General features: G+C 37.9%; 22 protein-coding genes. 9 read left to right on the top strand and 13 right to left on the bottom strand.

Annotated elements, in window-relative coordinates:
- Positions 1-16: 16 nt before the first annotated feature.
- Complete coding sequence (locus EGT34_RS04530) at positions 17-1615, bottom strand: bifunctional aspartate transaminase/aspartate 4-decarboxylase (protein WP_000520925.1); 1599 nt, start codon at positions 1613-1615, stop codon at positions 17-19.
- A 56-nt stretch (positions 1616-1671) separates the two neighbouring features.
- Positions 1672-3357, bottom strand: a complete 1686-nt coding sequence (gene aspT, locus EGT34_RS04525) for an aspartate-alanine antiporter (protein WP_000574044.1) — start codon at positions 3355-3357, stop codon at positions 1672-1674.
- 1004 nt (positions 3358-4361) lie between these two features.
- Between aspT and EGT34_RS04520 the strand changes: the two genes are divergently transcribed.
- From EGT34_RS04520 to EGT34_RS04500, 5 genes are all read left to right on the top strand, one after another.
- Positions 4362-4979 carry a paraquat-inducible protein A gene (locus tag EGT34_RS04520; RefSeq protein WP_000768111.1) on the top strand — a complete coding sequence of 206 codons (618 nt, stop codon included), beginning with the start codon at positions 4362-4364 and terminating at the stop codon, positions 4977-4979.
- Entirely contained in the window at positions 4967-5773 is an 807-nt protein-coding gene (locus EGT34_RS04515; protein ID WP_000807918.1) for a paraquat-inducible protein A, read from the top strand. The genes EGT34_RS04520 and EGT34_RS04515 overlap by 13 nt, the downstream gene beginning before the upstream one ends.
- A gap of 7 nt (positions 5774-5780) precedes the next feature.
- Positions 5781-7448, top strand: coding sequence for an intermembrane transport protein PqiB (locus EGT34_RS04510; protein ID WP_002016783.1), 1668 nt, complete (start codon positions 5781-5783; stop codon positions 7446-7448).
- Positions 7438-8148, top strand: a complete 711-nt coding sequence (locus EGT34_RS04505; protein ID WP_000791280.1) for a PqiC family protein — start codon at positions 7438-7440, stop codon at positions 8146-8148. Before EGT34_RS04510 ends, EGT34_RS04505 begins: the two co-directional genes overlap by 11 nt.
- A 193-nt stretch (positions 8149-8341) precedes the next feature.
- Positions 8342-9070 (top strand): aspartate/glutamate racemase family protein, encoded by a 729-nt coding sequence (locus EGT34_RS04500; protein ID WP_000848608.1) that lies wholly within the window; start codon positions 8342-8344, stop codon positions 9068-9070.
- Between the two features lie 14 nt (positions 9071-9084).
- Here the strand turns inward: EGT34_RS04500 and yddG are convergent, their stop codons facing one another.
- On the bottom strand, positions 9085-9996 hold the full coding sequence (yddG, locus tag EGT34_RS04495; RefSeq protein ID WP_000042004.1) for an aromatic amino acid DMT transporter YddG: 912 nt from the start codon (positions 9994-9996) through the stop codon (positions 9085-9087).
- A gap of 350 nt (positions 9997-10346) precedes the next feature.
- Here yddG and EGT34_RS04490 point away from each other — a divergent pair, with 350 nt between their 5' ends.
- Positions 10347-11714 carry a PQQ-dependent sugar dehydrogenase gene (locus EGT34_RS04490; RefSeq protein WP_031974739.1) on the top strand — a complete coding sequence of 456 codons (1368 nt, stop codon included), beginning with the start codon at positions 10347-10349 and terminating at the stop codon, positions 11712-11714.
- A gap of 27 nt (positions 11715-11741) precedes the next feature.
- Positions 11742-12194, top strand: a complete 453-nt coding sequence (locus tag EGT34_RS04485) for a GNAT family N-acetyltransferase (protein ID WP_001166562.1) — start codon at positions 11742-11744, stop codon at positions 12192-12194.
- Between the two features lie 57 nt (positions 12195-12251).
- Here the strand turns inward: EGT34_RS04485 and EGT34_RS04480 are convergent, their stop codons facing one another.
- Positions 12252-13454 carry an MFS transporter gene (locus tag EGT34_RS04480; RefSeq protein ID WP_001066098.1) on the bottom strand — a complete coding sequence of 401 codons (1203 nt, stop codon included), beginning with the start codon at positions 13452-13454 and terminating at the stop codon, positions 12252-12254.
- A 138-nt stretch (positions 13455-13592) separates the two neighbouring features.
- Between EGT34_RS04480 and EGT34_RS04475 the strand changes: the two genes are divergently transcribed.
- Positions 13593-14159, top strand: a complete 567-nt coding sequence (locus EGT34_RS04475; protein WP_001151694.1) for a TetR/AcrR family transcriptional regulator — start codon at positions 13593-13595, stop codon at positions 14157-14159.
- Between the two features lie 428 nt (positions 14160-14587).
- Positions 14588-15886 (top strand): dicarboxylate/amino acid:cation symporter, encoded by a 1299-nt coding sequence (locus EGT34_RS04470; protein WP_000347180.1) that lies wholly within the window; start codon positions 14588-14590, stop codon positions 15884-15886.
- 235 nt (positions 15887-16121) lie between these two features.
- On the opposite strand, the gene EGT34_RS04465 is transcribed toward EGT34_RS04470, so the two are convergent.
- The 9 genes from EGT34_RS04465 to EGT34_RS04425 all read right to left on the bottom strand — a co-directional run bounded on the left by EGT34_RS04465 (position 16122) and on the right by EGT34_RS04425 (position 25044).
- Complete coding sequence (locus EGT34_RS04465) at positions 16122-16325, bottom strand: hypothetical protein (protein WP_000758190.1); 204 nt, start codon at positions 16323-16325, stop codon at positions 16122-16124.
- A gap of 356 nt (positions 16326-16681) precedes the next feature.
- Positions 16682-17413, bottom strand: a complete 732-nt coding sequence (gene gloB, locus EGT34_RS04460) for a hydroxyacylglutathione hydrolase (protein WP_001270571.1) — start codon at positions 17411-17413, stop codon at positions 16682-16684.
- A gap of 157 nt (positions 17414-17570) precedes the next feature.
- Positions 17571-18266 (bottom strand): methionine ABC transporter permease, encoded by a 696-nt coding sequence (locus EGT34_RS04455; protein ID WP_001205190.1) that lies wholly within the window; start codon positions 18264-18266, stop codon positions 17571-17573.
- Positions 18263-19288, bottom strand: a complete 1026-nt coding sequence (locus EGT34_RS04450) for a methionine ABC transporter ATP-binding protein (RefSeq protein ID WP_000614025.1) — start codon at positions 19286-19288, stop codon at positions 18263-18265. The genes EGT34_RS04455 and EGT34_RS04450 overlap by 4 nt, the downstream gene beginning before the upstream one ends.
- Positions 19289-19363: 75 nt before the next feature.
- Entirely contained in the window at positions 19364-20230 is an 867-nt protein-coding gene (locus tag EGT34_RS04445) for a MetQ/NlpA family ABC transporter substrate-binding protein (RefSeq protein WP_000733779.1), read from the bottom strand.
- A gap of 249 nt (positions 20231-20479) precedes the next feature.
- Complete coding sequence (purD, locus tag EGT34_RS04440; protein WP_001024113.1) at positions 20480-21766, bottom strand: phosphoribosylamine--glycine ligase; 1287 nt, start codon at positions 21764-21766, stop codon at positions 20480-20482.
- Between the two features lie 125 nt (positions 21767-21891).
- A complete protein-coding gene (gene purH, locus EGT34_RS04435; RefSeq protein WP_000153210.1) occupies positions 21892-23466 on the bottom strand; it encodes a bifunctional phosphoribosylaminoimidazolecarboxamide formyltransferase/IMP cyclohydrolase in 1575 nt (524 codons plus the stop codon).
- An 89-nt stretch (positions 23467-23555) separates the two neighbouring features.
- Complete coding sequence (fis, locus tag EGT34_RS04430; protein ID WP_001086304.1) at positions 23556-23825, bottom strand: DNA-binding transcriptional regulator Fis; 270 nt, start codon at positions 23823-23825, stop codon at positions 23556-23558.
- Between the two features lie 376 nt (positions 23826-24201).
- Complete coding sequence (locus tag EGT34_RS04425; protein WP_001003277.1) at positions 24202-25044, bottom strand: zinc-ribbon and DUF3426 domain-containing protein; 843 nt, start codon at positions 25042-25044, stop codon at positions 24202-24204.
- Positions 25045-25057 lie beyond the last annotated feature (13 nt).

Raw genomic sequence — 25057 nt, 5'->3', positions numbered from 1 at the left:
CACCTTAGTTATAATTTTATTTTATCTTTTTCGTTTTTGTGTATTCGGCATAAGCTTCATCTGCAAAGCGTCGTAAAGATTCACCAATTGCGGCATATTGATATTCATTAAGGTTAGCTAAAGATGCACGAGCAGAAGGGTGCTGCACACCGAAGCCAGAACCGGGTAATAAAACCACACCTGTTTCATCAGCTACTCTAAATAATAGCTCGGTTGGGTTTTTATTTTTCATGACCCAATCGGCAAACTCATCTCCATAGAGAGTCCGTGAAGTGTTTTCGAGGTTGACTAGGGTGTAGTAGTCCACAGCATTTGGATCTGTTGGGACATCGACACCAAGCTGTCTATAAAGTGCTGCATCACGTTCACGAACAACAGATTTGACTGCTTTTTTATAGCTTTGGCGTGAGTCCATCATATTAAATAGCGCAAATAAAACCATTTGAACTTGCTGTGGGGTAGACAGGCCAGCGGTATGGTTCAAAGCAACATTTCGGCTATCGGCAACTAAGCGGTCAATAAACTTAATGCTTGCTGGGTCGGTGGTTAAAGATGAATAGCGGTCTTCCAGCTCTTTCTTCTCTTTTTTCGATAAGTTCGCAATTTGTTTATCAAGCACATTGTTATTTGAAAGTGCAATGACACCAAGTCGCCAACCAGTCGCACCAAAGTATTTAGAAAATGAATAAACCAAGATCGTGTTGTCAGGACAGATCGCAAATAGTGATTTGAAGTTATCGGCAAAAGTACCATAAACGTCATCTGTCAAAATGATCAGGTCGGGGCGTTTTTTAACAATATCTGCCAAAATCGCAAGACCTTCATCGCTCATTTTTACCGATGGCGGGTTACTTGGGTTGACTAAAAAGAACGCTTTAATAGACGGATCTTCTAACTTTCTAAGTTCTGACTCTGGATATTGCCAGCCGAGTTTAGGGTCTGCCTCAATAAGTACTTCTTCAAGCTGGTAGTCATTAAGTTTTGGAATTTCCAGATATGGCGTGAAAATAGGGCTACCAATGGCAATACGGTCGCCGTTTTTAATAATTTTATTTTCTTTTAATGAGTTAAAAATATAGGCCATTGCAGCTGTTCCGCCTTCAACAGCAAACAAATCTAAATCTCTTTTTTGCATGCCTTGTACGCCCATTTCTCGTAAGACATACTCTTTAATAATGGTTTCACTCACTCTGAGCATTCGGTCTGGTACTGGATAGTTACACCCTAAAATCCCTTCAACCATTTCAAGTAAAAAAAGATCTGGATCTAAGCCTAACTGGTCACGTACATAAGACACGGCTTTACCTAAAAAGACCACACCGGGTTTGTCACGGTTTTCCAAAATGAAGTTATCAAAACGTGACTGGAGACCAACGGTGCGCGGGAAGCCACCTAAACCTTCAGGCATATAGGAAAATGAAAACTCGGATTCAGTCGCAGAAAACAGACCCAGTTGAAAGAATGCTCTACGTGGGATAGTGGCAAGAAAGTTCGGATTACCACGCCCAGCATTTAACATTATTCGGTCAGTTTTGCTTTGAGCTAATTCTATTAAATTATCTTTAAGTTCAAATGGGCTGAGTTTTGCGTATTTAGAATAATCGACTTTCCCCATGGGACGTCTCCTTAATTATAGTGAGATGAATAAAATTTCTAATTCAATGTAGAAAATCAGGCCAAGCCTACAATCAGTGGTCCGAGTAAGGTTAAGAACACATTTGCCAAGGCATAGGTAATTGCAAATGGAACAGTCGGAATCGAGTTGCCTGCTTTGTCTAAGATTGCCCCAAATGCAGGGTTTGCACTGCGTGAACCTGATAATGCACCAGCCATTACTGCAACGTTGTTATAACGTAGAACATAACGAGCAAAGAGCATGGAAAGTAGGAGAGGAACCAGTGTTACCACAACGCCAATCATAAAGAGTGAAAGACCACTTTCTTTAATGGTTTGAATAGCCTGTAAACCTGATTGTAAACCGACGGCTGCAACGAAGCCTGCAAGTCCTAAATCTTTAAGAAGCTGTGAAGCCGCTAAAGGCATATTGCCATGCACCTGATTTCGACTTCGAATCCAACCAAACAGAAGACCTGATAGTAAAGCACCACCACCAGCGCCAAGTGTTAGGGGCACATCACCTAGATGAATCACAAAAAGACCAATCACTAAACCAACCACAAGGCCAGCACCATGAAAAATCCAGTCTGTTTTTAAGCTTTCAGGCAGGGCTTTACCAGCTTCTTTCACCAAGCGGTCGAGGTCACTTTTTGTACCGTAGACAGTGACTACATCACCTTGGCGTAAAACGGTGTCGTTACTTAAAGGTTGGGACTCATCGTTACGCTTAATCGCAAGTACATAAATACCGTGCTTTAAATACGCAGGCGTATTGGCCTTAATATCTCCTAAAGTACGGTTGAGATATTTGGAATTTCTTAGGATGACATCGCTGGTATCCATAATCATTTCCATACCTTGCGATGACTGTAATTCGCTACCGATTTGCTCGGCAACCGAAACAACACTGGCACGGCGACCAACCAGTAAAATGACATCGTCTGTTTGTAAAGTTAGTTCAGGAGCAACATCAATAAACTGATCTTTACGTTTTAACCGTTCAATCGTAATACTCGGCTCTTTTGCTTCAATTTCCGCAATAGTTTGCCCATTGGCTTGTTTAACTTTATAAATACGGCCAACAATTTCCGGCATTGCGAGTTCTTGGCCTGGGGCTAATTCAAAAGCACCTTTGAGCCGTTCACTTTGAGCTTTTAAAGCATCGTCGTGAATTTCTTTACCCATAAATTTAGGTAAGATATTCACACAGACAATAATTGCTCCCAATGAACCAAAAATGTAAGTCACTGCATAGCCAATCGCGACATTTGCTTGAAGTCTTTGAATTTCTGCGAGTGGGAGATCAAGTCTAGAAATTGCGTCTCCCGCAGTCCCAATAATGGCTGATTGAGTCATGCCGCCCGCAGCGAGACCTGCAGCCAAGCCTTTATCGAGATGAAAAATTTTAGCCATCACTAAAACAGTAACTAAACCACACACTGCCATAAATACTGCTAAAAGAATTTCTTTTATGGACTGTGGTCCAAGTGATTTAAAAAACTGTGGACCACTTTCAAAGCCTACTGCGTAAATGAAGAGAGCAAATAAAATTGCTTTAACGCCGTTATCGACAGGCACACCAATAAGACTTAAAACAACTGCGACGAGTAAGGAGCCTGCAACTCCACCAAACTGAAACTTTCCGAACTGGAATTGTCCAATCCAGAAACCTATTGCGAGTGATAAGAACAATAATATTTCGGGGCTGTGCTTTAAAACACCTTGTAACCATTCAATCATTTTGATCTCACTTTTATTATTAGCTCTATCTTTAATATATAAATTTATTTATTTTTCATTTTTAAAAATACATTATCAAAATTACTTAAGCAAACCTTCAATCCTGGTGATTTTCTTAAGTTTAAATATCAAAAATAATACTTTTAAAATACTTGTGATCAATACATACCAGTAATTCTGACTGATTAAATCAACTTATATTTTTTTAATGGATGGTAAAATTTATTTACAATAATATAAAGAATATTTTATGAAATTAAAGAATCTTACTTATAAATTAGCTTGAAAAATAATTTTTTTAATATATTGATTTATAATGACTAGTTATTAAGTGTCATACTGGTCTTAATTTTGTATAAATTAAAAAACAATTTGCTTAAAATTATTTTTTTGATAATTGTGTCGCATAAATTAATTTTTAATATATTTGAATTAATTTTCATAAATATATTTGTTTCAAGGGGGAGTATAAGATTTAAAATTGCTATTTTTGAATGGACTATATATTTAGATGCAAAAATGATTAATATTTTGGTTTTATATTTTGATTAAATTTATTGTATTGAAAAATAGGGGTTTAGGGATATTAAAAAATTGAATTTGCTCTATTGGCGCTCTTATTTTTAAGTGATTTCCTGTCCGCTTTATGACCCACACGCTATTTTTTCTTATTCTTTTTTCCAAACACTCACATGCCATACTGCTTAGGAGTGCTAAATTTTGATGGATTTATGCTGTCACATGCTGATCTTAGATATTTTGGCCATAAAACTGTGTTATCTCAGCTTAAGCCTTTAAATTTGGGCCTCTATTTTCAATTCCACCACACAATCTGTACATATTATTCAGCAGTTTCAACGATATATTGAACAGCACCTACGGTAATTTTTATTCTAAAATTTCCATTGTCTGATATAGCTTTTAGATTGATTTATATTTTAATTTATCTTAGTAATAAAAAGAGTTTTGTGGCACAGTAAAACGATAAATCTTAGAGTATAACTATGAAGCTTAAAGAATTAGCAGGTTGTGAGGAGTGCGATACCGTCTATCGTAGAGTCCCGCTTGCTTACGGAAAAAGAGCTTATTGTGTCTGCTGTGGTGCAGAGCTTTATCGGCATACCAAGCCTTTTACTACATTGTTAGCTCTAATTTTAACGGCCCTCATTGTATTTGTTATTGCCAATAGCTTTCCCATTGTCAAAATTGAACTGCAAGGCAATATATCTGAAACCACTTTACTGGGCGCCGTGTGGGTGATGTTTCATTACGATCGGGCATTTGTCGGTGTTCTTATTTTAATTACTACATTCATTGTGCCACTTACGTATTTGTTATTGCTGGGCTATGTACTCGGTACGGTCAGTATATTAAAGAAACGCCCCCAATTTTTAGTCGGTGCCTTGCGAACACTTTATTTTATGAGAGTGTGGGGAATGGTTGAGGTGTTCCTGATTGGAATTCTGGTCACTCTTGTAAAGCTAATGGGCATGGTTCTTGTTATTCCGGAAATTGCTCTATGGGCATTTGCGGTCTTGAGCCTATTGATGGTTTATATTACTTCCGTAAAGGTGAGTGATATATGGAATGAAATTGATAGGTCACAGCCATGGCAGAAATAAAAAATGTGACTTTTGAGAAAATCACAAATACCAATATGATTTTAAAACAATATCCAAGAGCCAAAGATCTTTCACTGATATTGTGTCATTGCTGTGGCTTATTGAATTCCTCAAAAGTAAATAAAGCTGAGGCTCATAAAAATCAAATTCTCCGCTGTGTTAGATGCCATAGCGTTTTGCACGAGCGTAAGCCGGGAAGTTTAAATCGTACCTTCGCTTTAGTGGTGGCTGCGACCATTCTCTATATTCCTGCAAATGTCCTTCCTATGACCGTAACTGACTCTCTTTTGGGCCGTCAGCAAGATACCATCATGAGTGGAGTAATTTACTTTTGGCAAAGTGGAGACTATTTGGTGTCGGTGGTCATTTTTATGGCGAGTATTTTTATTCCGATGCTAAAGCTTATTATTTTGTATTTCCTGTTGTTGGTTGTATATATACAGTCATCCGCGGCGTGGAAGTTTGCACCGGAGCAATGCATTAAACTCTACCGAATTGTTGAGTTTGTAGGGCGCTGGTCCATGATTGATGTGTTTGTGGTAGCCTTACTTACTGCTCTCATTCAAATTCAATCACTTGCAACTATTTTAGCGGGACCGGGTTCAATTGCTTTTGGTGCGGTTGTGGTTTTAACCATGTTTGCATCTTTAAGTTTTGACCCACGTATTATTTGGGATAATTTTTATGCATCTCAAAATACAAATAAACCTAACCGTGTTTCTTCGGAAAAAAACACAATTATTCAGGCAGAACACTCGCCTTTGAATAATGATTCCATTAATCCCAGTCAATAAAAGAACAATGAGTATGTCTGAAAACAAAACAACCAGTGAGACCTCAGATCATCATGAAACAGATGTTGAACTGGAAAACATGAATGATTTACCAGAACCCCAAGAAAAGAAAAATCGGTGGAAGCCTCTACTAATCTGGATTATTCCACTTATTGCGCTGCTGATTGCGCTTTCTTTGGCGGTGAAAGCACTACTTTCTAATGGACCAACCATTGAAGTATCTTTTCGTACCGCCGAAGGTTTAGTCGCAGGTAAAACAACAGTACGCTATAAGCAGGTAGACATTGGGGTGGTACGGCAAATCGATCTTGCAGAAGACCGATCTCATATTATTGCGCGCATTGATTTACGTAAGGATGCAAGCAATTTTGCTGCTCAAGATTCACGGTTCTGGGTAGTGCGTCCACGGATTGGGACAAGTGGGGTTTCAGGCATCGACACTTTATTGTCGGGTTCATATATTGAAGTGGATGGCGGGAAATCACCCGAGAAAAAACTTGAATTCACAGGTCTGGAAATACCGCCAGTGATTACCTCCGATGTGCCGGGCAAAGAGTTTTTCTTGAAAGCCGATGATTTGGGATCTTTAGATATTGGTTCGCCAATTTATTACCGAAGAATTAACGTAGGACAAATTACAGCTTATAAGCTATCTGATGACGGTAAAAGCGTAGAACTTCAGACGTTTATTCGTGCGCCGTACGATAAATTTGTAACGACTGACACACGTTTCTGGCAGGCAAGTGGTATTGATGTGACGTTAAATGCTTCAGGCTTTAACTTAGATACTCAATCACTTGCAAGTATTGTGGCTGGTGGTATTGCGTTTGGTTTCCCTGAAAACTCAAATGCGACTGTTGCTGCCAACAAGAGCCGTTTTAATCTTTGGGACTCAAAAGCTGAAGCATTAAAAGAGCCGGATGGTCTACCGCGTGGCGTGATTATGTACTTTGATCACTCATTACGTGGTTTGGCTGTGGGTGCGCCAATTGACTTCATGGGAATTGAAATTGGTAGTATTAAATCAATTAATGCAGAGTTTTATAACAACTATAAGCAGATTCGCATGCGTGTTGAGGCAGTGATTTATCCTTCACGTGTTGAAAACGGCCAAGCACTTAATCCAAACAGCGACATTTTCAAAGATTTTGTTGAGCATGGATGGCGTGCCCAAATGAGAACTGGCAACCTCTTAACGGGTCAAAACTATATTGCTTTAGATAAGTTCCCTAAAGCAAAACCTGCAACTCTACAAATCTTGAATGATGGCCGTGTAGTAATTCCAACCACTGCAACAGAGTTAAGTGGTTTACAGGCACAGGTTTCCCAAATTGCTGATAAGTTAACGAAATTCCCACTAGTCGAAATTGGGCAGGATGTTCGCAAAACGCTTAAGAATATGAATACAGCCATTGAGTCTACCGATAAGCTGGTTAAACAGTTAGATGGTAAAGTTGCTCCTGGTTTACAAGCAACCTTAGACGATGTTCGTAAAACTGTAAGATCTTCCGAGTCTATTTTGTCAAGCGATGCGCCGTTACAACAAGATGTACGTAAAGCACTACAACAAATGACTCGTGCGGCTGCGTCATTACAGTTAATGGCAGACTATATTGAACAACATCCTGAATCTATTATTCGTGGTAAGAGACCAGAGGCCAACGATGAAAAATAAAAAGAAACGATCATTGCAACACTCTAAAGTAGCCAAATGGCTGCTTGGGAGTGGAGTGCTTTTGACAGCGATAGCCATGACAGCATGTTCTAGTTCACCAACACCAAACTATTATACGCTTACACCTAAAGTGACTCCGGTCTCGAACTCGACCGTGCAGGTGATTGAGGTCTTGCCGGTCGGGATTCCAGATCGCTTAGACCGTGCACCGTTGGTGCTACAAGACAGTAATGGTAAGTCGACTGTACTTGATAATGAGCGCTGGACATCGACTTTGGGTACACAATTACGCGATACCTTATCGGCGGGTTTGCAGCAAAAACTTGGAGCAATTGACAGTTATAGCAGTGGGCTTTCTGGAAACAATCAGCCTCTATATCGAGTTTCTACTGACTTTTCTCATTTTGATATTGTAGATAATAGCAATATCAACGTTGCCGTATCTTGGGTAGTGAAGCGCCAAATACCGCCTACTCAACTAGAATCAACGAATCCGAAAGTAATCTCGAATAGAGGAGCGCAGCTCAATTGTAGAATTGCGTTTAAACAGCCAATTGATCAAAAAGCTAAAAAAATGGAAGCAATTGTAAGTGCTTCAAATGAAGCGATGAGCCAAATTATTAATACCATCTCTTCTTCAATTGTGGCGCTAGATTCAAATAAAAAAATGAACATCAATAACGGTATATGTTCATCTTAATAAAGGCTTATTTGTTATACGTTTAATTTAAAGCTCCTTATGGCTAAGGAGCTTTTTTATTTACTTTTATTGGTAAAAAACTAAAGATCTTTTAAAACAGTTATGAATTTAATAAAGAGAGCAATTTTATTCTAGCTGTCTATTTATCGAAGAAGATATAGATAAGCTTTAGATTCAGTAAAAGGTTTAAATAATGAAAACAATCGGTTTACTCGGCGGCATGAGCTGGGAGTCTACAGCACTTTACTATCAACAAATTAATAGAATGGTTCAGAACAAGTTAGGGAAACTACATTCAGCCAAAATCATTCTAAATAGTGTCGATTTTGAAGAAATAGCAGCCTTACAATCGAAAGGTTTATGGCAAGAAGCTGGCGCCTACTTAGCTGAGCAAGCGCAAAATTTAGAAAAAGCAGGGGCAGACTGTATTTTAGTCTGTACTAATACCATGCATAAAGTAGCGCCTCAAATTGAAGATGCCATTATGGTTCCATTTATACATATTGCTGATGCCACAGCGAAAGAAATTTTAAGTCAAAATATCCGAAAAGTTGCACTGTTGGGAACCGCTTTCACCATGGAGCAAGACTTTTATAAAGCCAGATTACAAGATCGTGGCATTGAGGTGATTATTCCAAATGATGCAAATCGGAAAATAGTACATAGCATTATCTATGACGAGCTTTGTTTAGGTGTGATCAACCCCGATTCGCAACATAAATATACGACCATTGTTGAAGAGTTGATTGGGCAGGGTGCCGAGGGCATTATTTTGGGATGTACCGAAATTTGTATGTTGATTGGTGATATCAAATTTTCTGTGCCACTATTTGATACCACCACCATTCATGCGAAAGAAGCTGTAAATTTTGCATTAGAGCAAAAAACGGCAGCCCGTTCTATTGCTGCTGGTTCGGTATAAATACTCATCAGCTTTTAATTTATTCTGAAATACGAACGAATCACAGCCCAATTTGTTGAAAGCCAGCAGATAAGTGAACCCGCCGTGACCATGGCTGTACCTTGCCAAAAGCTGATTGATAATTCTGTCTGTAAAACCAGCATGGCAAGTAAAGATGAAATGATTGGGGTAAAGTAAGAAGCAACCACCAGCATGGTAATGTTGCTATGAATAATGCCAATATTCCATGCTGCATAACCGAGGCCAATTGCAGCAGAAGCAACGATTAAAGATAAAATTGTATTTAAATCGAGTGAAGGCAAACTCACTTGACCGCTAAAAAGCAATTTTAGCCATAAGGTTAGGGCAACACCAAGAAAGAAAATAGAAATAGGGTTTTGTCCTTTACCCATTTTCTTGGTCAACACACAGTAAAAAGCCCAAATAATGGCACCTATAAAGGCCAAAATATAACTTAAAGGATTACTATGAAAATTATCGACAACACGACCTAAACTAAAATCTCCGTTCCCGGTCTGAATAAAAATGATACCGGAAATTGAAATGAGTAATCCTAAAATAATAAACACATTAAATTTTAACTCTCTAAAAATAACAAAAGCTAAAACAGTCAGGCTTGGCCAAAGGTAGTTCACAATACTTACTTCAATCGCTTGTTGCGCCGTCTTTGAATAGGCAAGTGCAAACGAAAAGCAAAGCTCATAAGCAATAAATAAAATTGCCCCTAAAATTAAATATTTTTTAGAAATTAATTTAAAATTTGGCACCCTAAAAATAATGAGCAGGAGTAAAGCACTTAAGGAATAGATCAGCGTAATGCCAACATCTGGACCGATTGCGGTCGTAATATGTTTTACAAAGCCCACCATAGAGGCCCACATTAGGATGGCACTTAAACCAATCAAGGTTGCTAAATTTTTTGACATAAGAAATAAATGAACTTAATTGAATACCTGAGCTACAGTGAAAGTTAAAAATAATTAAAGTAAGTCAGGGTAAAGGAATTTTTAATTAAAAAATAGGCACGATAGACCAAATTACCTAATAAGTATTATCAGCCAACATAAATACTTTTGGTAATTAAACTAAATGCCAGGTATTAATTTATAGCTAAGCATTAGAGTAAGTTAAACCTCTAGAAAACACCCAGTTATGTATTAAAATTTTAAAAATATAGACTGTAATGCTCAGTACAGTTAAATAAATCAACTATAAGTCTCTCTTCTAAAGCATTACCTTGTGTTTATTGCGAAAAAATAATAAATGGAGATAAAAGATGTTTACACGTTTTTTACTGCCGATTTTGGGCACTACCGTTTTAGTTACAGGCTGTGCTTCGTCCTCTCAATATCCGATTAACGAGAGTTATGGTCCAGAGCCAAAGTTGCCTGAACCGAAAACAAGCTTATTTCCGACCGTAAATATAGCACCGGCACAAGGTTGGCCAAGTGGTGTGATGCCTACTCCGGCAGAAGGTTTAAAAGTAAAAGCATTTGCTAAAGGACTTGAGCACCCACGTTGGCTCTATGTATTACCAAATGGTGATGTGCTGGTGGCTGAAACGGATGCTCCACCTAAACCTGAAGACAGCAAAGGGATTAAAGGCAAAATTATGACCTTCGTAATGAGACAGGCAGGGTCATCTCATCCAAGTGCAAACCGAATTAGTTTACTCCGTGATACGAATGGCGATGGTATAGCTGACCAAAAAACGGTATTCCTTAAAAACCTAAACTCACCGTTTGGTATGGCACTGGTAGGTAATCATTTATACGTTGCCAATACGGATTCACTCATGCGTTTTCCTTACCAAGAAGGGGAAACCCATATTACTTCAACCGGTACTAAAGTATTGGACTTACCGGGTGGGCCTCTAAACCACCATTGGACCAAAAATATTATTGCCAATCGTGAAGGGACAAAGCTCTACATTACCGTTGGCTCCAATAGTAATGTGGCCGAAAATGGTCTAGATCAAGAAAAAGGCCGTGCACAAATTATGGAGTTTGATATTGCAAGTGGTCATTCACGTCCATTTGCAACAGGACTGCGTAATCCAAATGGTATGGCTTGGCAGCCTCAAAGTGGCAAACTTTGGACAGTTGTAAATGAGCGTGATGAAATTGGTAGTGATTTAGTGCCCGACTATATGACGTCGGTACAAGATGGCGCTTTTTATGGCTGGCCTTATAGTTACTATGGTCAACACGTAGATGTACGAGTCAAACCACAAAATCCTGACATGGTGGCTCGAGCAATTAAACCAGACTATGCTCTAGGTAACCACACTGCTTCGTTAGGTCTTGCATTTTATACAGCCGAACTCATGCCACAATTTAGAGGCGGAGCATTTATTGGACAGCATGGTTCTTGGAACCGTAAACCACATAGTGGATATAAAGTCATTTTTGTGCCATTTAGAAGTGGTCAGCCCTCTGGTCCACCGCAAGATATTTTGACAGGGTTTTTAAGTGAAAAAGGCAAAGCGTATGGGCGTCCTGTCGGGGTAGCAATTGATTTTTCGGGTGCAGTATTAGTCGCAGATGATGTTGGTAATACAATATGGCGTGTTTCACCAGTTGCTGAAACAACTTATGAGAGTCCAACCCAGCAATCCATTCGTAGTTCAGTGACTCAACCTTAAAAAGGTTGGACAAAATAGGTTTATTTTATGCAAATATTACGGTTATCTGATTACCCTCAATACAAAGAAATGGCTGCACAGTGGTTTTCTGAAAAATGGCAAATCCCTGTGGAAGCCTATCTTGAGAGTATTCAGATTTCCATTGATCAAAAGCATGCTATTCCACAGTGGTACATTGTTTTAAATAAAGATAAGCATTTAATTGCTGGAGCAGGAGTCATTGATAATGACTTCCATGAGCGTAAAGATTTAACACCAAACTTATGTGCTTTATTTGTAGAAGAGAACTATCGAAACCAAAACATTGCAAAACACATTTTAGATTTTGTACGTGAAGACTTGAGTAATCAGGGCATCCAAACACTTTATTTAATAACAGACCATACCGAGTTTTATGAAAAATGTGGTTGGCGGTTTTTAACGTTGGTAAAGGATGAGGAAGGCGAGATGGTACGTATGTATGTAGCAGATACTTTTTAATAGAACTTAAAGAGCATCTATTAAAAAATAGCCTCTAGTGAGGCTATTTTTTATGGCTTATTTATTTTTAAAATTTTTAATAATCATTAGAAGGGCGACCAGTGACAATAAGATAATAAAACCAATATAACTATTTGCCGTACTCATCAGCCCAATTTTACCTACAAAATAGCCAGCTAAAATTGCAGGAATACTAAAAGCCAAATAACTTTCAACAAAAAAAGCAGCCATAAGACCCGCACGTTCTTCGGGAAGTGCCAATGGCATTACACTACGAATAGCCCCCATAAACGCCGTACCAAAACCAACTCCAGTAATAATAGAACCTAAAAATAGAACTACTGCATTGGTTAGGTTAATGGCGATGAATAAGACAATGGCACCAATAGCAATCGAGAGCGTACCGGTTAATAAAATACGGAAATTTGTCGACTTCCTAAGCGTTAATATACCTACCGCACCGGAAAGGGCGAGCGCCATAAACATAATCCCGTTTAACCATGCCGATGACGTGTGGAAAATTTTTGCCAGTAAAGAGGGCATAAGCGATAGGAAGAAACCACTGACCATCCAAAGTGCAATGTTAATTGGGCTAATACTCAATAAAGCGCTTTTTGTCTGTGGCGGAATGGCCATATTGGGTTTTAATGAAGCAAGTGCACCGGATCTTCTTTGTGCGGTCTCTGGAGTAAGAAAACTTAAAATGAGTTCACAAATAAGAAGAAAACATAAGAACTCAAAAACAAGCTGTAAGGGGTGGGCAGAGAATTGCAAAATAGAACAAGTCAGAAAAATCCCAACAGCCATACCTATCATTGGTGCAATACTATTAATCAGTGAGCCATGAAGCTTACTAAAATCTAAAATTGCTGCGCCTATAGCTGAAACAGCAAGCCCTGTTGCGATTCCTTGTAAGCCTCGTGCAATGAATAACATCGAAACATCTGAAGCAAATAAGAAAAAGCTCATTGAAATAATTTGCAGAGAAATAGCTGCAATAATGACTGGGCGGCGTCCAATATAGTCAGACAAAGAACCAATAATGAGTAATGAGCCAAGCAGCGTAAAAGCATAGGTGGCAAAAATCAAAGTCAATGTAACCGGTGAGAATTGCCAAAGCTGTTGGTATAGGCGGTAGAGTGGTGTCGGCGCACTAGATGCAGCCATGAATGTCATGAGCGTGATGGTATTAAGTGTCAAAGCACTTGCTGCATCTAATTGAAAAACAGCTCTTGACCGTTTTGAACTTGAATTGTTCATATAAGATGAATAACATAAAAGCAAATATTTAGCTTTTATACATTATTTTTCCACTAAAGCAAATCCTTAGCTTTAGTGTATTTTGTATATAGTTATAAATATTTATAAATTTTTTTGATCCCTTTACAGAGTTTATAAATGGCAAAAGTTGTTACTGGATTACGCCCTGGTGGACGCAGCGAAAGAATACAAACTGCGGTACATCAAGCTGTAAAAGAACTACAAAAAGATTTTGAGCAGAGCCAAATTACTATTCCTATGATTGCAGCGCAGGCAGGGGTTACGCCTTCAACCATTTACCGTCGATGGGGTGACATCAATCAATTATTTTCAGATGTAGCTTTAAATGAACTCAAACCTGATATGGAACCCAAAGATTTAGGCTCGTTCCAACAAGATATTACAGCATGGGTTGAGCAATATTTTGAAGAATATGCTTCAGAGGTTGGGCAAGACTTATTGCGAGACGTACTCTATACATCAAACTCGGATTCTAATGCCCGTAAATGTGAGACTTTAATTATCCAGCAGCTCGATATTATTCAAAACAGGGCAAAATTACGTAATGAGTTTACTATACCTAATCAGGTAATCATCGAGGCAGTGATTGCACCTATGTTATTTCGAATTTTATTTACCAATCATGATCTTAGTCTTGAGTATGTATATGAACTTTTAAACCGTCTTTTTATAAAAAATAAGTAGATAAAATCTATAAAATGACTAGTCCCTTGTTTTTATTAAATAAACATATATCAATCTTTCTTATTATTTAAAAAATAAATTCTCATAATTTAAGATTGATATGAGGATGAGTTAATCATTTATTTTTGAAATAATTGTTCTGCTCATTTAAAAATCAAAAATAAACATAGATAATGCATGATGTAATTAATTAAATTACTTTATAAACATTGACTTATGTAAATTTTTAAAGACTTTGAGTTTTATGAAACTTATTGTGATAAATATTTTCTATACAAAAATATGCATGGTTTTTAAATTTTACATTTTTTAAATTTATGACACAGGGTGTTTTTTATTCTTTACAATGGCTCCACTTCATTTAAAGCAGCTTGTGGTGCACGCTTTATATTTTATTTTTTTATCCCCATCGAAAAGGTATTTAGATAATGGATTTCAATACCCTTGACCAAGAAACGGTACAGAAAAAACAAAAGTTTCATCAAATTTTGTATGTACAGGTCATCTTTGCAATTATTTTGGGCATTTTAATTGGTCATTTTTACCCAGAACTTGGCGAGAGCTTAAAACCGCTTGGTGATGCATTCATCAAAATCGTCAAAATGATTATTGCTCCCGTAATCTTTTTGACAGTGGTTACCGGTATTGCCAGCATGACGAACATGAGTCGAGTTGGGCGAGTGACAGGTAAGGCAATGCTATATTTCCTTACTTTCTCTAGTCTTGCGCTTGTGGTTGGTATGATTGTGGCTAATATCATTCAACCTGGTAAAGGCTTAAATATTGACCCGGCAACCTTAGTCAACGATAAAGTAAATAGTTACGTTGAAAAGGCTCATGCTACAAATATCACTGACTTTTTCATGAATATTATCCCGCAAACATTAGTGAGTCCGCTTGCTGGTGGTGAAATTTTGCAGGTTCTATTTGTAGCAGTCCTATTTGGTATTTCTTTAGCTGCATTGGGTGACCGTGCACGTCCAATTACTGATTTTTTAAATAACCTCACGGCTCCGGTTTTCTATTTGGTTGGCATGTTAATGAAACTTGCACCAATTGGAGCTTTTGGTGCTATGGCATTTACTATCGGTGCGTATGGAATTGAATCAATCGGTAATTTATTACTATTGATTATGACCTTCTATATCACGGCAGTGCTGTTCGTATTAATCATTTTAGGGGCTGTAGCACGCTACAATGGCTTTTCAATTATCGATTTAATTCGTTACATCAAAGACGAACTCTGGTTAGTTCTAGGTACAAGTTCTTCTGAAGCTGCTTTACCATCTTTAATGGATAAAATGCAAAAAGCAGGTTGTGAAAAATCTGTAGTAGGTCTAGTCATTCCGACAGGTTACTCATTTAACCTTGATGGAACTAACATCTATATGACTATGGCGGCTTTATTTATTGCACAAGCATGTAATGTTGATTTATCAATTGGTGAGCAGGTTGCATTGCTTTTAGTGGCAATGGTGAGTTCTAAAGGTGCGGCAGGGGTAACGGGCGCAGGCTTTATTACACTCGCAGCTACTTTATCGGTAGTACCTGCTGTACCAGTGGCAGGTATGGCGCTTATTTTAGGTATTGACCGTTTTATGTCGGAGTGTCGTGCATTAACCAATTTAATTGGTAATGCATGTGCAACCATTGTGGTTGCCCGTTGGGACAAAGCTCTGGACAAGGATGTTCTAGATAAAGCATTACGCAAATCGAAAACGAATTAATTTTTTAATTCGAAATAAAAAACCTGTAGCAACTGGCAAATCGGGAGAGGTGCTGTGCTACAGGTTTTATTATTTAATGATCAAAAAAATATAATTTAAAAACTATATACTCATTAATAGTTATTAAGGAAAGCCACTATAAAAATTTCGCAAATTCTCGTATAGAACTACTTTTTAAAAAGCAGAACTTTTGAGTTATCTACACTATAAAAATAGTATACAAACTCGCCTGGGTTTATGCTTTTAAGTGATCCTCAAACTCTTCACCTAATTGCATTGCTAAAGCATTACCTGCCAAATCACAGGTAACTAAGCCATATTCTTTTTTAAAACTGAAAGTAAAACCTTTTCCATCAGCAAGGTTTTTAACCGAATACCCTAATTTTTCTAACCAAATACGGAACGCAATTAAATTTTTCGCTTTAACAACCTTTTTCACGTGAGAACTCCTTCTATCCGTGTCTTACACCTTATTTATTAATAGGGATTTACTCGAATTTTTTAAAGGGGGAAAACTTTGTTTTATTTTGCATCTTGTAAAAAAAGTAAAATAGATAAAGCAATATCCTTCATTTTATAAATTTATTAAGTTTTTATGTAATTAATCTGGATATTTATAAATTTTAAGTTTTTGTTTTTTATATAGATTTTAAAATAATAATATTGGGTTAAAATTTAATCAATTTAAATTAATCTAAAATCAATAAATGTAAAAAATAATTTCATGCAACATGCTTTATTCAAAAAGATACAGTTCTTAAAATTAAACTGTATCTTGGTTGAAAGCTTATAATTTTAAAAATTGTCTTTTAAGCTACGTAAGTGAGCGAACTCATCTATACTTTCAGCACGTAAAAAGGGATTTGTTGCTAGTTCAAGTTCAATACTACTTGGTAAGGTAATTTTACCTTCTTGACGAAGCATACGGACTTGTTCAGCACGTTCTTGTAGGGCATGGTTTTCAGGCTCTACACTCAAGGCAAATTCCGCATTAGAAAGTGTATATTCATGTGTGCAATACACTTTGGTTGCAGTGGGTAGTGCAGCAAGACGATTTAGTGAGTGGTACATCTGTTCTGCTGTACCTTCAAATAGTCGCCCGCATCCCATTGCAAATAAGGTATCTCCACAAAAGAGGGCATTAAGCTCTTCAATAAAATATACAATATGACCTAAGGTATGGCCTGGTGTTGCAATAATCTCTACTTTTAAATCATTAAATTTTAGATGATCATCGTGTTGTAAGGGATGAGTAATGCCAGGGATTTTACTTAGTTCATCTCTTGGGCCATATACCGCCATAGGCGTGTTAGCCGTTAAATCAGCAACACCGCCGATATGGTCTTTATGCCAATGGGTAAGCCAAATCTGTTTTAGAGTTAATCGATGTTCTTGGCAAAAGTGGGTGACTAACTCAGCCTCTGTTGGATCAACTGCAACAGCTTCATGAGTCTCAGTATCTTCTAAAATCCAGATATAGTTTTGTAGGGCATTTTGCACATCAATATAATGAATTCTATAACGCATTTTTTTATCCTGAAACTAAATCCAAAAGCAGTATCTACGGGCTAATTTTGATAATAACAGAAATTACCTTGAGTAACCTGTCTAATAAAATGCTCTATAAATTAGACTCTCTAAAATAAAAAAGCCCTCATGGAAGAGGGCTTTTGTAGGAGTTCAATTAGCGCATTTTTGCGAGCCAATTTCCTAGCATTTGAACGATTTGTACCAAAAGTAATAATACAATAACCGTTAAAATAACGACGCTTGTATCAAAACGTTGATAGCCATAAGAAATTGCCAAGTCACCAATACCACCAGCACCAACTGCACCAGCCATAGCGGTTGCACCAATAAGGCTAATCGTAGCAGTCGTTAAGTTCAAAATAAGCGAACTACGAGCTTCAGGTAAGATAAAGCGCGAAATAATCTGCCAAGGTGTTGCACCCATAGCTTGAGCAGATTCGATAATTCCTTCATTTACTTCAAGCAGGGAAGTCTCAATAAGACGTCCCATATATGGTCCAACGTAAATTGTTAAAGGAACGATCGCTGCCCATGTACCAATTGAAGTTCCTACCAATAATTTGGTCAGTGGAATAACTGCAATAAGTAAAATAATAAATGGCAGAGAACGTAAAGCATTTACAATTGGGTTGAGTAAATGATAAATGAATTTATTTGGCAAAATGCCTTCTGGGCGGGTTACAAGTAGAATAATCCCTTGGATAAAGCCCCAAATACCACCAAATAAAAGCGCAAAGAACACCATATGGAAGGTTTCTTGTAACGCAGTTACAAACTGGTCAATTGAAAGAGAACTGTGCCAGAAAGGTTGAGTAAGTTCAGTTAACCACTGTACGATTAAATCTCTCATACTTGATCTCCTGATTGAACTACACTCACTTCATTTTTCTCTAAAAACTCAATCGCCTGACGAATCAACTGTGGATCACCTAAAAGCTGTACAAACATCTGACCAATGACGGTGCCGTTAATTTCAGTCATATTGGCAAATAAGATATTTAAACTAATATCAAATTGTTTAATAAGCGACTGAATCACAGGCTCTTGTGCTGAACGCCCTAAGAACTGTAAGCAATAAATGCTGTGATGATGCTGGTTTTCCAGTTGATTTAAAATATTTACAGGCAACTGCTGATGTAAAACAGTTTGTATAAAGTTTTTAGTTGTCGGATGTTGTGGATTACTAAAGATATCAATGGTTGAGCCTTGCTCAATCACTTTACCAGCTTCCATGACAGCAACATGGTCACATACAGTCTCAATCACATCCATTTCATGAGTTACCATGACGATTGTGATTTTTTGCTCTTGGTTAATTTTCTTTAATAATTCTAAAACCGACTTTGTCGTTTGTGGGTCGAGGGCAGAGGTGGCCTCATCACACAAAAGAATTTTAGGGTGGTTGGCTAAAGCACGAGCGATACCAACACGTTGTTTCTGACCGCCAGATAATTCATCCGGATAAGCATCTTTTTTATGCTTAAGATCAATGAATTCAAGTAACTCATTTAAACGCTTTTCACGTTCTGCTTTGCTGTAATTTAGCAGACGCATTGGCATTTCAATATTTTCAGCAACTGTTTTGGTTTGAAGCAAATTGAAGTGCTGGAAAATCATACCAATATTTGCACGTTCCTGACGTAATGAACGCGCATCCAAAGCAGTGAAGTCCTTTTGATTAATGATAACCTGACCTTCATTTGGTCGTTCAAGTAAGTTAATCAGGCGGATTAAAGTACTTTTACCTGCACCACTATAGCCGATAATGCCGAAAATACTGCCTTCAGGAATTTCCAAATTAATTTGGTCCAGTGCACGTATAGTTTGGCCTTTAAGCTGATAGTGCTTTGAAATGTTTTTAAATTGAATCATGTCGTCAAAAACTATGCTAAAAGGAAAAAACAGGCAAAGAGTCTTTGCCTGTTTCGCGTTGCAGCTATTATATTACTATTTAGCTTGCGTGAGGTAGCTGATTGGCTGATTCACGTCAACTTTTGTACCACCAAAGTGTTGTTCAACGTATTTTTTAACAGCTTCGGTGTGGTAAAGCTGACCAACTTTCTGAAGAACAGGGTCATCTTTACGTGATTCAGCAGTTGCAAGAATATTTACATTCAGCTTTGTACTTTGGTCAACTGGCTCATAATAGATAGAATCTTTAAGCACATTTAAACCACCTTCCATTGCTAAAGTATTTCCTAAAACAATTGCATCAACTTCGTCTTTTACACGAACAGCAGTTGCCATTTGAATTGGTTTAATGTCAATTTTTTTGCTGTTGTCAGTAATATCGCTTGGAGTGCCTTTCGCTGGATCAAAGTCAGCTTTAAGCTTGATTAGACCTGCGCTTTGTAACAATAACAATGCACGAGCTTCGTTCGCTGCATCATTAGGAATAGCAATGCTTGCACCTTGAGGGAACTCATCAACTTTTTTGTATTTACTCGAGTAAATACCCATTGGTTCAAGATAAGTTGTAGCAACAGGAGCAATCTTATCTTTATTTGAAGCATTAAATGCAACAAGGTAGGCATAAGATTGGAATGCATTTAGGTCAACTTCTTTGTTTGCAGTAGCTGTATTCATTGCAACATAATCAGTGAAGTTTTTCACCTCAAGTTTAAGACCGGCAGCTTTAGTTTCCGGTAAAGTTGCAATATAGCGCCAAATATCAGCGTCAGAACCAGTTGAAGCAATGACTACAGTTTGTAATTGAGCAGAGTCTTTGCCATTTTGTGGTTCATTTTGCTGTTTGCCGCAAGCTGCAAGTAATACTACAGACACGCTTAAAAAAAGACTGATCAGCTTTTTCATGTAAAAAAAGTCCTGATTATGAGAGATCTCAACCATTCGGGTTGGCTCTCAGCTGGGAAAATTGGTGATGTTGAAAGTTCCAACGGTTTAACCAATCATAACAATAAAAACATATTCAATATAGTGGACATGTTTCGATCTTATTAATCAGAATTGAATAAAAATTAAGATTAATATGAATATTTGTGATAAGTGAATAAGCAAAATAAAAAAGCCCTCATAAGAGAGCTTTTTTTACTATTTAAATTTTTATTCAGCTTTTTCACGAGCAATAGCACGGTAACCAATGTCACTGCGGTATTGCATACCTGTGAAGGTTACTTGCCCACATACTTCTAAAGCATTGATTTGTGCTTCAAGAACGCTGTCACCTAGAGCAGTCACGCAAAGTACACGTCCGCCAGAAGTAACGATATGGCCATCTTCACGAGTAGCAGTGCCTGCATGGAAGATTTTAGTATCTTCTGGTGATTGACCGATACCTGAGATAACGTCACCTTTACGCACGCTGTCTGGGTAACCTTCTGCTGCAAGTACAATACCGATTGACTTACGCTCATCCCATTCTGCTTCGCTTGGTAAGTTACCTGCGATACCTGCTTCAACCAAATCAACAAGAGATGACTTCAAACGCATCATGATAGGTTGAGTTTCCGGATCACCGAAACGGCAGTTAAACTCAATTACGCGTGGTTGACCTTGTTCATCAATCATTAAACCAGCATATAAGAAGCCAGTATAAACATGTCCATCAGCAGCCATACCATCAACAGTTGGGCGCATAATTTCATTCATTACACGCTCAAAAACGTCTGGAGTCACAACTGGAGCAGGAGAGTAGGCACCCATACCACCTGTGTTAGGACCTTGGTCACCTTCAAAAATACGTTTGTGATCTTGTGAAGTTGCCATTGGTAAAATGTTTTTACCGTCAATCATACAAATGAAAGAAGCTTCTTCACCAGCAAGGAACTGTTCAATTACAACACGTGAGCCTGCATCACCAAATTTGTTGCCTGCAAGCATGTCATCAATTGCTGCAAAAGCTTCTTCATTGGTCATTGCAACGATAACGCCTTTACCAGCCGCAAGACCGTCAGCTTTAATTACAATTGGTGCACCATTTTTTTTAACATAAGCTTTTGCTGCATCAACTTCCGTAAATACTTCATAAAAAGCAGTTGGAATGTTGTGGCGTTTTAAAAAGTGCTTAGCAAATGCTTTTGAACCTTCAAGCTGTGCTGCATATTGAGTAGGTCCCCAAATTTTTACGCCTGCTTCACGTGCAGCATCAACAACACCATTTACTAATGGCGCTTCTGGGCCAACAACAATCAGTTCAACATTATTTTCTTTAGCAAAAGCAATAATTGCCGGGTTGTCTAAAATATCGAGCTGAACGTTAACGCATTTTGGTTCTGTTGCAGTTCCTGCATTACCAGGCGCAACGAACACTTGAGTAACTTTGGCATCTTGCGCGATTTTCCATGCTAAAGCATGCTCACGACCACCACTACCTAAAACTAAAATATTCATTTTTAATTTGTTCCTTAACTTTAATCCTTTTTCATCCCCCTCTATTTCTCAAGGTGGAGAGATAGTTCCATTATTGTGGAAAACCCTCCTGAATAAAAGGAGGGTTAGGAAGGACTAAATTTAAATTAGTGGCGGAAATGGCGCATACCAGTGAAGACCATTGCAATACCAGCTTCATCAGCAGCTGCAATAACTTCTTCATCACGCATAGAACCACCCGGTTGAATAATGCATTTAATGCCAGCTTTCGCTGCATTATCAATACCGTCACGGAACGGGAAGAATGCATCAGATGCCATAACTGCGCCTTCAACAACCAGACCAGCATGCTCAGCTTTAATTGCTGCGATACGTGCTGAGTTAACACGGCTCATTTGGCCTGCACCTACACCAATAGTTTGACGGTTTTTCGCATAAACAATAGCGTTTGATTTTACGTATTTCGCAACTTTCCATGCAAAAATAAGGTCATCAATTTCTTGTTCAGTTGGTGCACGTTTAGTCACAACTTTAAGATCATCTTTAGTAATCATGCCCAAGTCTTGGTCTTGAACAAGTAAACCGCCGTTAACGCGTTTATAGTCAAGTTGTGGAGCACGTGCATCAATTGCAGGTAATTCACCACATACTAAAACACGAACATTTTTCTTCGCGCCAGTAACTTCAAGTACACCATCAGCAATGCTTGGAGCAATAATTACTTCAACGAATTGGCGATCTACAATTGCTTGAGCAGTAGCAACGTCTAACTCACGGTTAAATGCAATAATACCGCCGAAAGCAGATTCTGGATCTGTTGCGTAAGCTAAATCATAAGCAGCTTTAATACCGTCTAAAGAAACGGCAACACCACAAGGGTTAGCATGTTTTACGATGACACAAGCTGGTTTTGCAAATGATTTCACGCACTCAAGGGCAGCATCAGTATCAGCAATGTTGTTATAAGACAATTCTTTGCCTTGTAATTGTTTTGCAGTAGAAACAGAAGCTTCTTTTGCATTTGCTTCAACGTAGAAAGCAGCAGATTGGTGTGGATTTTCACCGTAACGTAAATCTTGTGCTTTGTTTAATTGGGTATTGAACGTACGAGGGAATAAATCTGCTTCACCTTCGGCCTTACCAACGCGAGCGCCTAAGTAAGAGGCAATCATGCCGTCATATTGAGCTGTATGTTCAAATGCTTTAACCGCTAAATCGAAGCGTGTTTCGTAAGAAAGTGAACCAGAAGCTTTTAATTCGCTAATAACTGTATCGTAATCTGAAGCATTTACCACAATACCGACAGATGCATGGTTCTTAGCAGCAGCACGTACCATTGTTGGACCACCGATGTCGATATTTTCGATAGCATCAGCAAGAGAACAGTTAGGTTTAGCTACTGTAGCCGCAAATGGGTAAAGGTTAACTACAACTAAATCGATTGGATCGATGTTGTGTTCTTGCATAACAGCTTCGTCTAGACCACGACGAGCCAAAATACCGCCATGAATTTTTGGATGTAGTGTTTTAACACGGCCATCCATCATTTCCGGGAAACCGGTATGTTCAGATACTTCAACAACAGCAATATTATTATCTTTAAGCAACTTGTATGTGCCGCCTGTAGATAATAATTCTACCCCTAAAGCTGCAAGGTTTTGAGCAAATTCGACAATTCCTGTTTTGTCTGATACAGAAATCAAAGCACGTTTAATAGTCATGATGTTCAAGTCAACAATTTCAAGTCTACGGATTAAAACCAATTAGAAGCACAAAAAAAATGCCCACGAAGCCGTGAGCATTTTATCATTTATTCACTCATTAAACCGTGAGCTTTTAACTTTTTACGTAAAGTGCCACGGTTGAGTCCAAGAATTTCTGCGGCACGTGTTTGGTTACCACGAGTATATTCTAGAACTACAGATAAAAGAGGTTTCTCCATTTCTGCTAGCACCATGTCATATACCTGAGATGGTTGCTCACCTTGCAATTGTGCAAAATAATGGCGAACTGCGCGATCCACGTGGATGCGAAGAGCAACATCAGATTGTGCAGTAAAAATAGGAGATTTGCTATTCATGCGAGTTAATCCGAAAATCAAATACTAGCTTGGGTAAAGTAGTATATAAATGTGGTCTAAAAATACGGAGTCCTGTTTTAGATCCTAAAACAGTGACTCTAAAACATAAGAACAATTAGCTTGCCATATTTCTTCGTATTGAGTAAAAAATAAGCGTAACAATAATTAAATATTTGTTACAGCCCCCTCAAAAACAAAAAAAGTTAGGCTATGCGCTTAATGTAGAAAAGCACACATGCTTAACAGTATATTTTTTGAATTGAGAGCGAGGAGTATATGAGTCAAAGCTTTCGTGGCGCGTATCATACCATTGTCTAGGAAAAAGTGAGCAAATTAACTGCATTTTTTTTAAATTTTTTTTCACTTTTTTTACAAATTAGGGGTGGACAATTTCTAATCGATAATTTACTAGGCTTTTTTTGCTTTTATTTAGCTCAACTTGGAATCTAAAAGGTGTATTGGTCGGAATGCGTTGAATACCACGTAAATTTTCGACCAAGTATTGTTGAGGGGTAAAAATGATTTCTTCTTGATCGGTTTCTTTGCCAAAGCTGAGTTTTAGGTTGGGCAACTCAATACTTTTATTATTCTGATTTATAAGAACACCTGAAAGTTGAGTATGCTCTGTACCAATTTTACGTAGCTTTACCTTTTCTATATAAAGAAGTTGATATTGTTCAGCTGACTTGTTGCAATGCAATATTTGACAAACATAATTAAAGGCATGGCTAATCGCAGGGCTTTGTTGCATGAGTTTAGGGTTAAACCAAAGAATCTGAAAAGTAAAAACCAAAATCAGAATCAGATTTGCAGAACTCCAAAGCGTATAGTACAACCAGCTATGCTTTTTACCGTTATCTTGTTCAGGAGAGGTTGCTTGCTCAGCCAAATTAAGATTAGGAAGAGCATTAATAGGTTCATTATGGAAGTAATTTAAATTATTCAAATAAGTCAAAAGATCAATATTAGAGTTTTCAACTTTTTGATCAAAGATATCTAACACATGAGAATGGGTCATATATCGTGTTTGCATAGAGCCATGAGCTAAAGCAGATGAGTTTACCGTTTCCGGCTGCTCAACATTTACTAAATTAGTCAGAGCATTAAAATTTAAATTACATTTAGGGCAACAAACCATACCCTGAGCAACAGTTAACTGAGTAAGAGAAACTTTATAAACTGTTAGACACTTAGGGCAGCGGGTTTGTTTTTCATTCATGAGTTAAAACATC

It is taken from the genome of Acinetobacter sp. FDAARGOS_558, from assembly GCF_003937785.1.
In the GTDB taxonomy this organism is placed as follows: Bacteria; Pseudomonadota; Gammaproteobacteria; order Pseudomonadales; family Moraxellaceae; genus Acinetobacter; species Acinetobacter baumannii.
This window is presented reverse-complemented; position numbering and strand designations above follow the sequence as displayed.

Bases quoted from the DNA above. Each gene is read 5' to 3' on its own strand.
- EGT34_RS04530 (WP_000520925.1), bottom strand. From the start codon at position 1,615: ATGGGGAAAGTCGATTATTCTAAATACGCAAAACTCAGCCCATTTGAA.
- aspT (WP_000574044.1), bottom strand. From the start codon at position 3,357: ATGATTGAATGGTTACAAGGTGTTTTAAAGCACAGCCCCGAAATATTA.
- EGT34_RS04520 (WP_000768111.1), top strand. From the start codon at position 4,362: ATGAAGCTTAAAGAATTAGCAGGTTGTGAGGAGTGCGATACCGTCTAT.
- EGT34_RS04515 (WP_000807918.1), top strand. From the start codon at position 4,967: ATGGCAGAAATAAAAAATGTGACTTTTGAGAAAATCACAAATACCAAT.
- EGT34_RS04510 (WP_002016783.1), top strand. From the start codon at position 5,781: ATGAGTATGTCTGAAAACAAAACAACCAGTGAGACCTCAGATCATCAT.
- EGT34_RS04505 (WP_000791280.1), top strand. From the start codon at position 7,438: ATGAAAAATAAAAAGAAACGATCATTGCAACACTCTAAAGTAGCCAAA.
- EGT34_RS04500 (WP_000848608.1), top strand. From the start codon at position 8,342: ATGAAAACAATCGGTTTACTCGGCGGCATGAGCTGGGAGTCTACAGCA.
- yddG (WP_000042004.1), bottom strand. From the start codon at position 9,996: ATGTCAAAAAATTTAGCAACCTTGATTGGTTTAAGTGCCATCCTAATG.
- EGT34_RS04490 (WP_031974739.1), top strand. From the start codon at position 10,347: ATGTTTACACGTTTTTTACTGCCGATTTTGGGCACTACCGTTTTAGTT.
- EGT34_RS04485 (WP_001166562.1), top strand. From the start codon at position 11,742: ATGCAAATATTACGGTTATCTGATTACCCTCAATACAAAGAAATGGCT.
- EGT34_RS04480 (WP_001066098.1), bottom strand. From the start codon at position 13,454: ATGAACAATTCAAGTTCAAAACGGTCAAGAGCTGTTTTTCAATTAGAT.
- EGT34_RS04475 (WP_001151694.1), top strand. From the start codon at position 13,593: ATGGCAAAAGTTGTTACTGGATTACGCCCTGGTGGACGCAGCGAAAGA.
- EGT34_RS04470 (WP_000347180.1), top strand. From the start codon at position 14,588: ATGGATTTCAATACCCTTGACCAAGAAACGGTACAGAAAAAACAAAAG.
- gloB (WP_001270571.1), bottom strand. From the start codon at position 17,413: ATGCGTTATAGAATTCATTATATTGATGTGCAAAATGCCCTACAAAAC.
- EGT34_RS04455 (WP_001205190.1), bottom strand. From the start codon at position 18,266: ATGAGAGATTTAATCGTACAGTGGTTAACTGAACTTACTCAACCTTTC.
- EGT34_RS04450 (WP_000614025.1), bottom strand. From the start codon at position 19,288: ATGATTCAATTTAAAAACATTTCAAAGCACTATCAGCTTAAAGGCCAA.
- EGT34_RS04445 (WP_000733779.1), bottom strand. From the start codon at position 20,230: ATGAAAAAGCTGATCAGTCTTTTTTTAAGCGTGTCTGTAGTATTACTT.
- purD (WP_001024113.1), bottom strand. From the start codon at position 21,766: ATGAATATTTTAGTTTTAGGTAGTGGTGGTCGTGAGCATGCTTTAGCA.
- purH (WP_000153210.1), bottom strand. From the start codon at position 23,466: ATGACTATTAAACGTGCTTTGATTTCTGTATCAGACAAAACAGGAATT.
- fis (WP_001086304.1), bottom strand. From the start codon at position 23,825: ATGAATAGCAAATCTCCTATTTTTACTGCACAATCTGATGTTGCTCTT.
- EGT34_RS04425 (WP_001003277.1), bottom strand. From the start codon at position 25,044: ATGAATGAAAAACAAACCCGCTGCCCTAAGTGTCTAACAGTTTATAAA.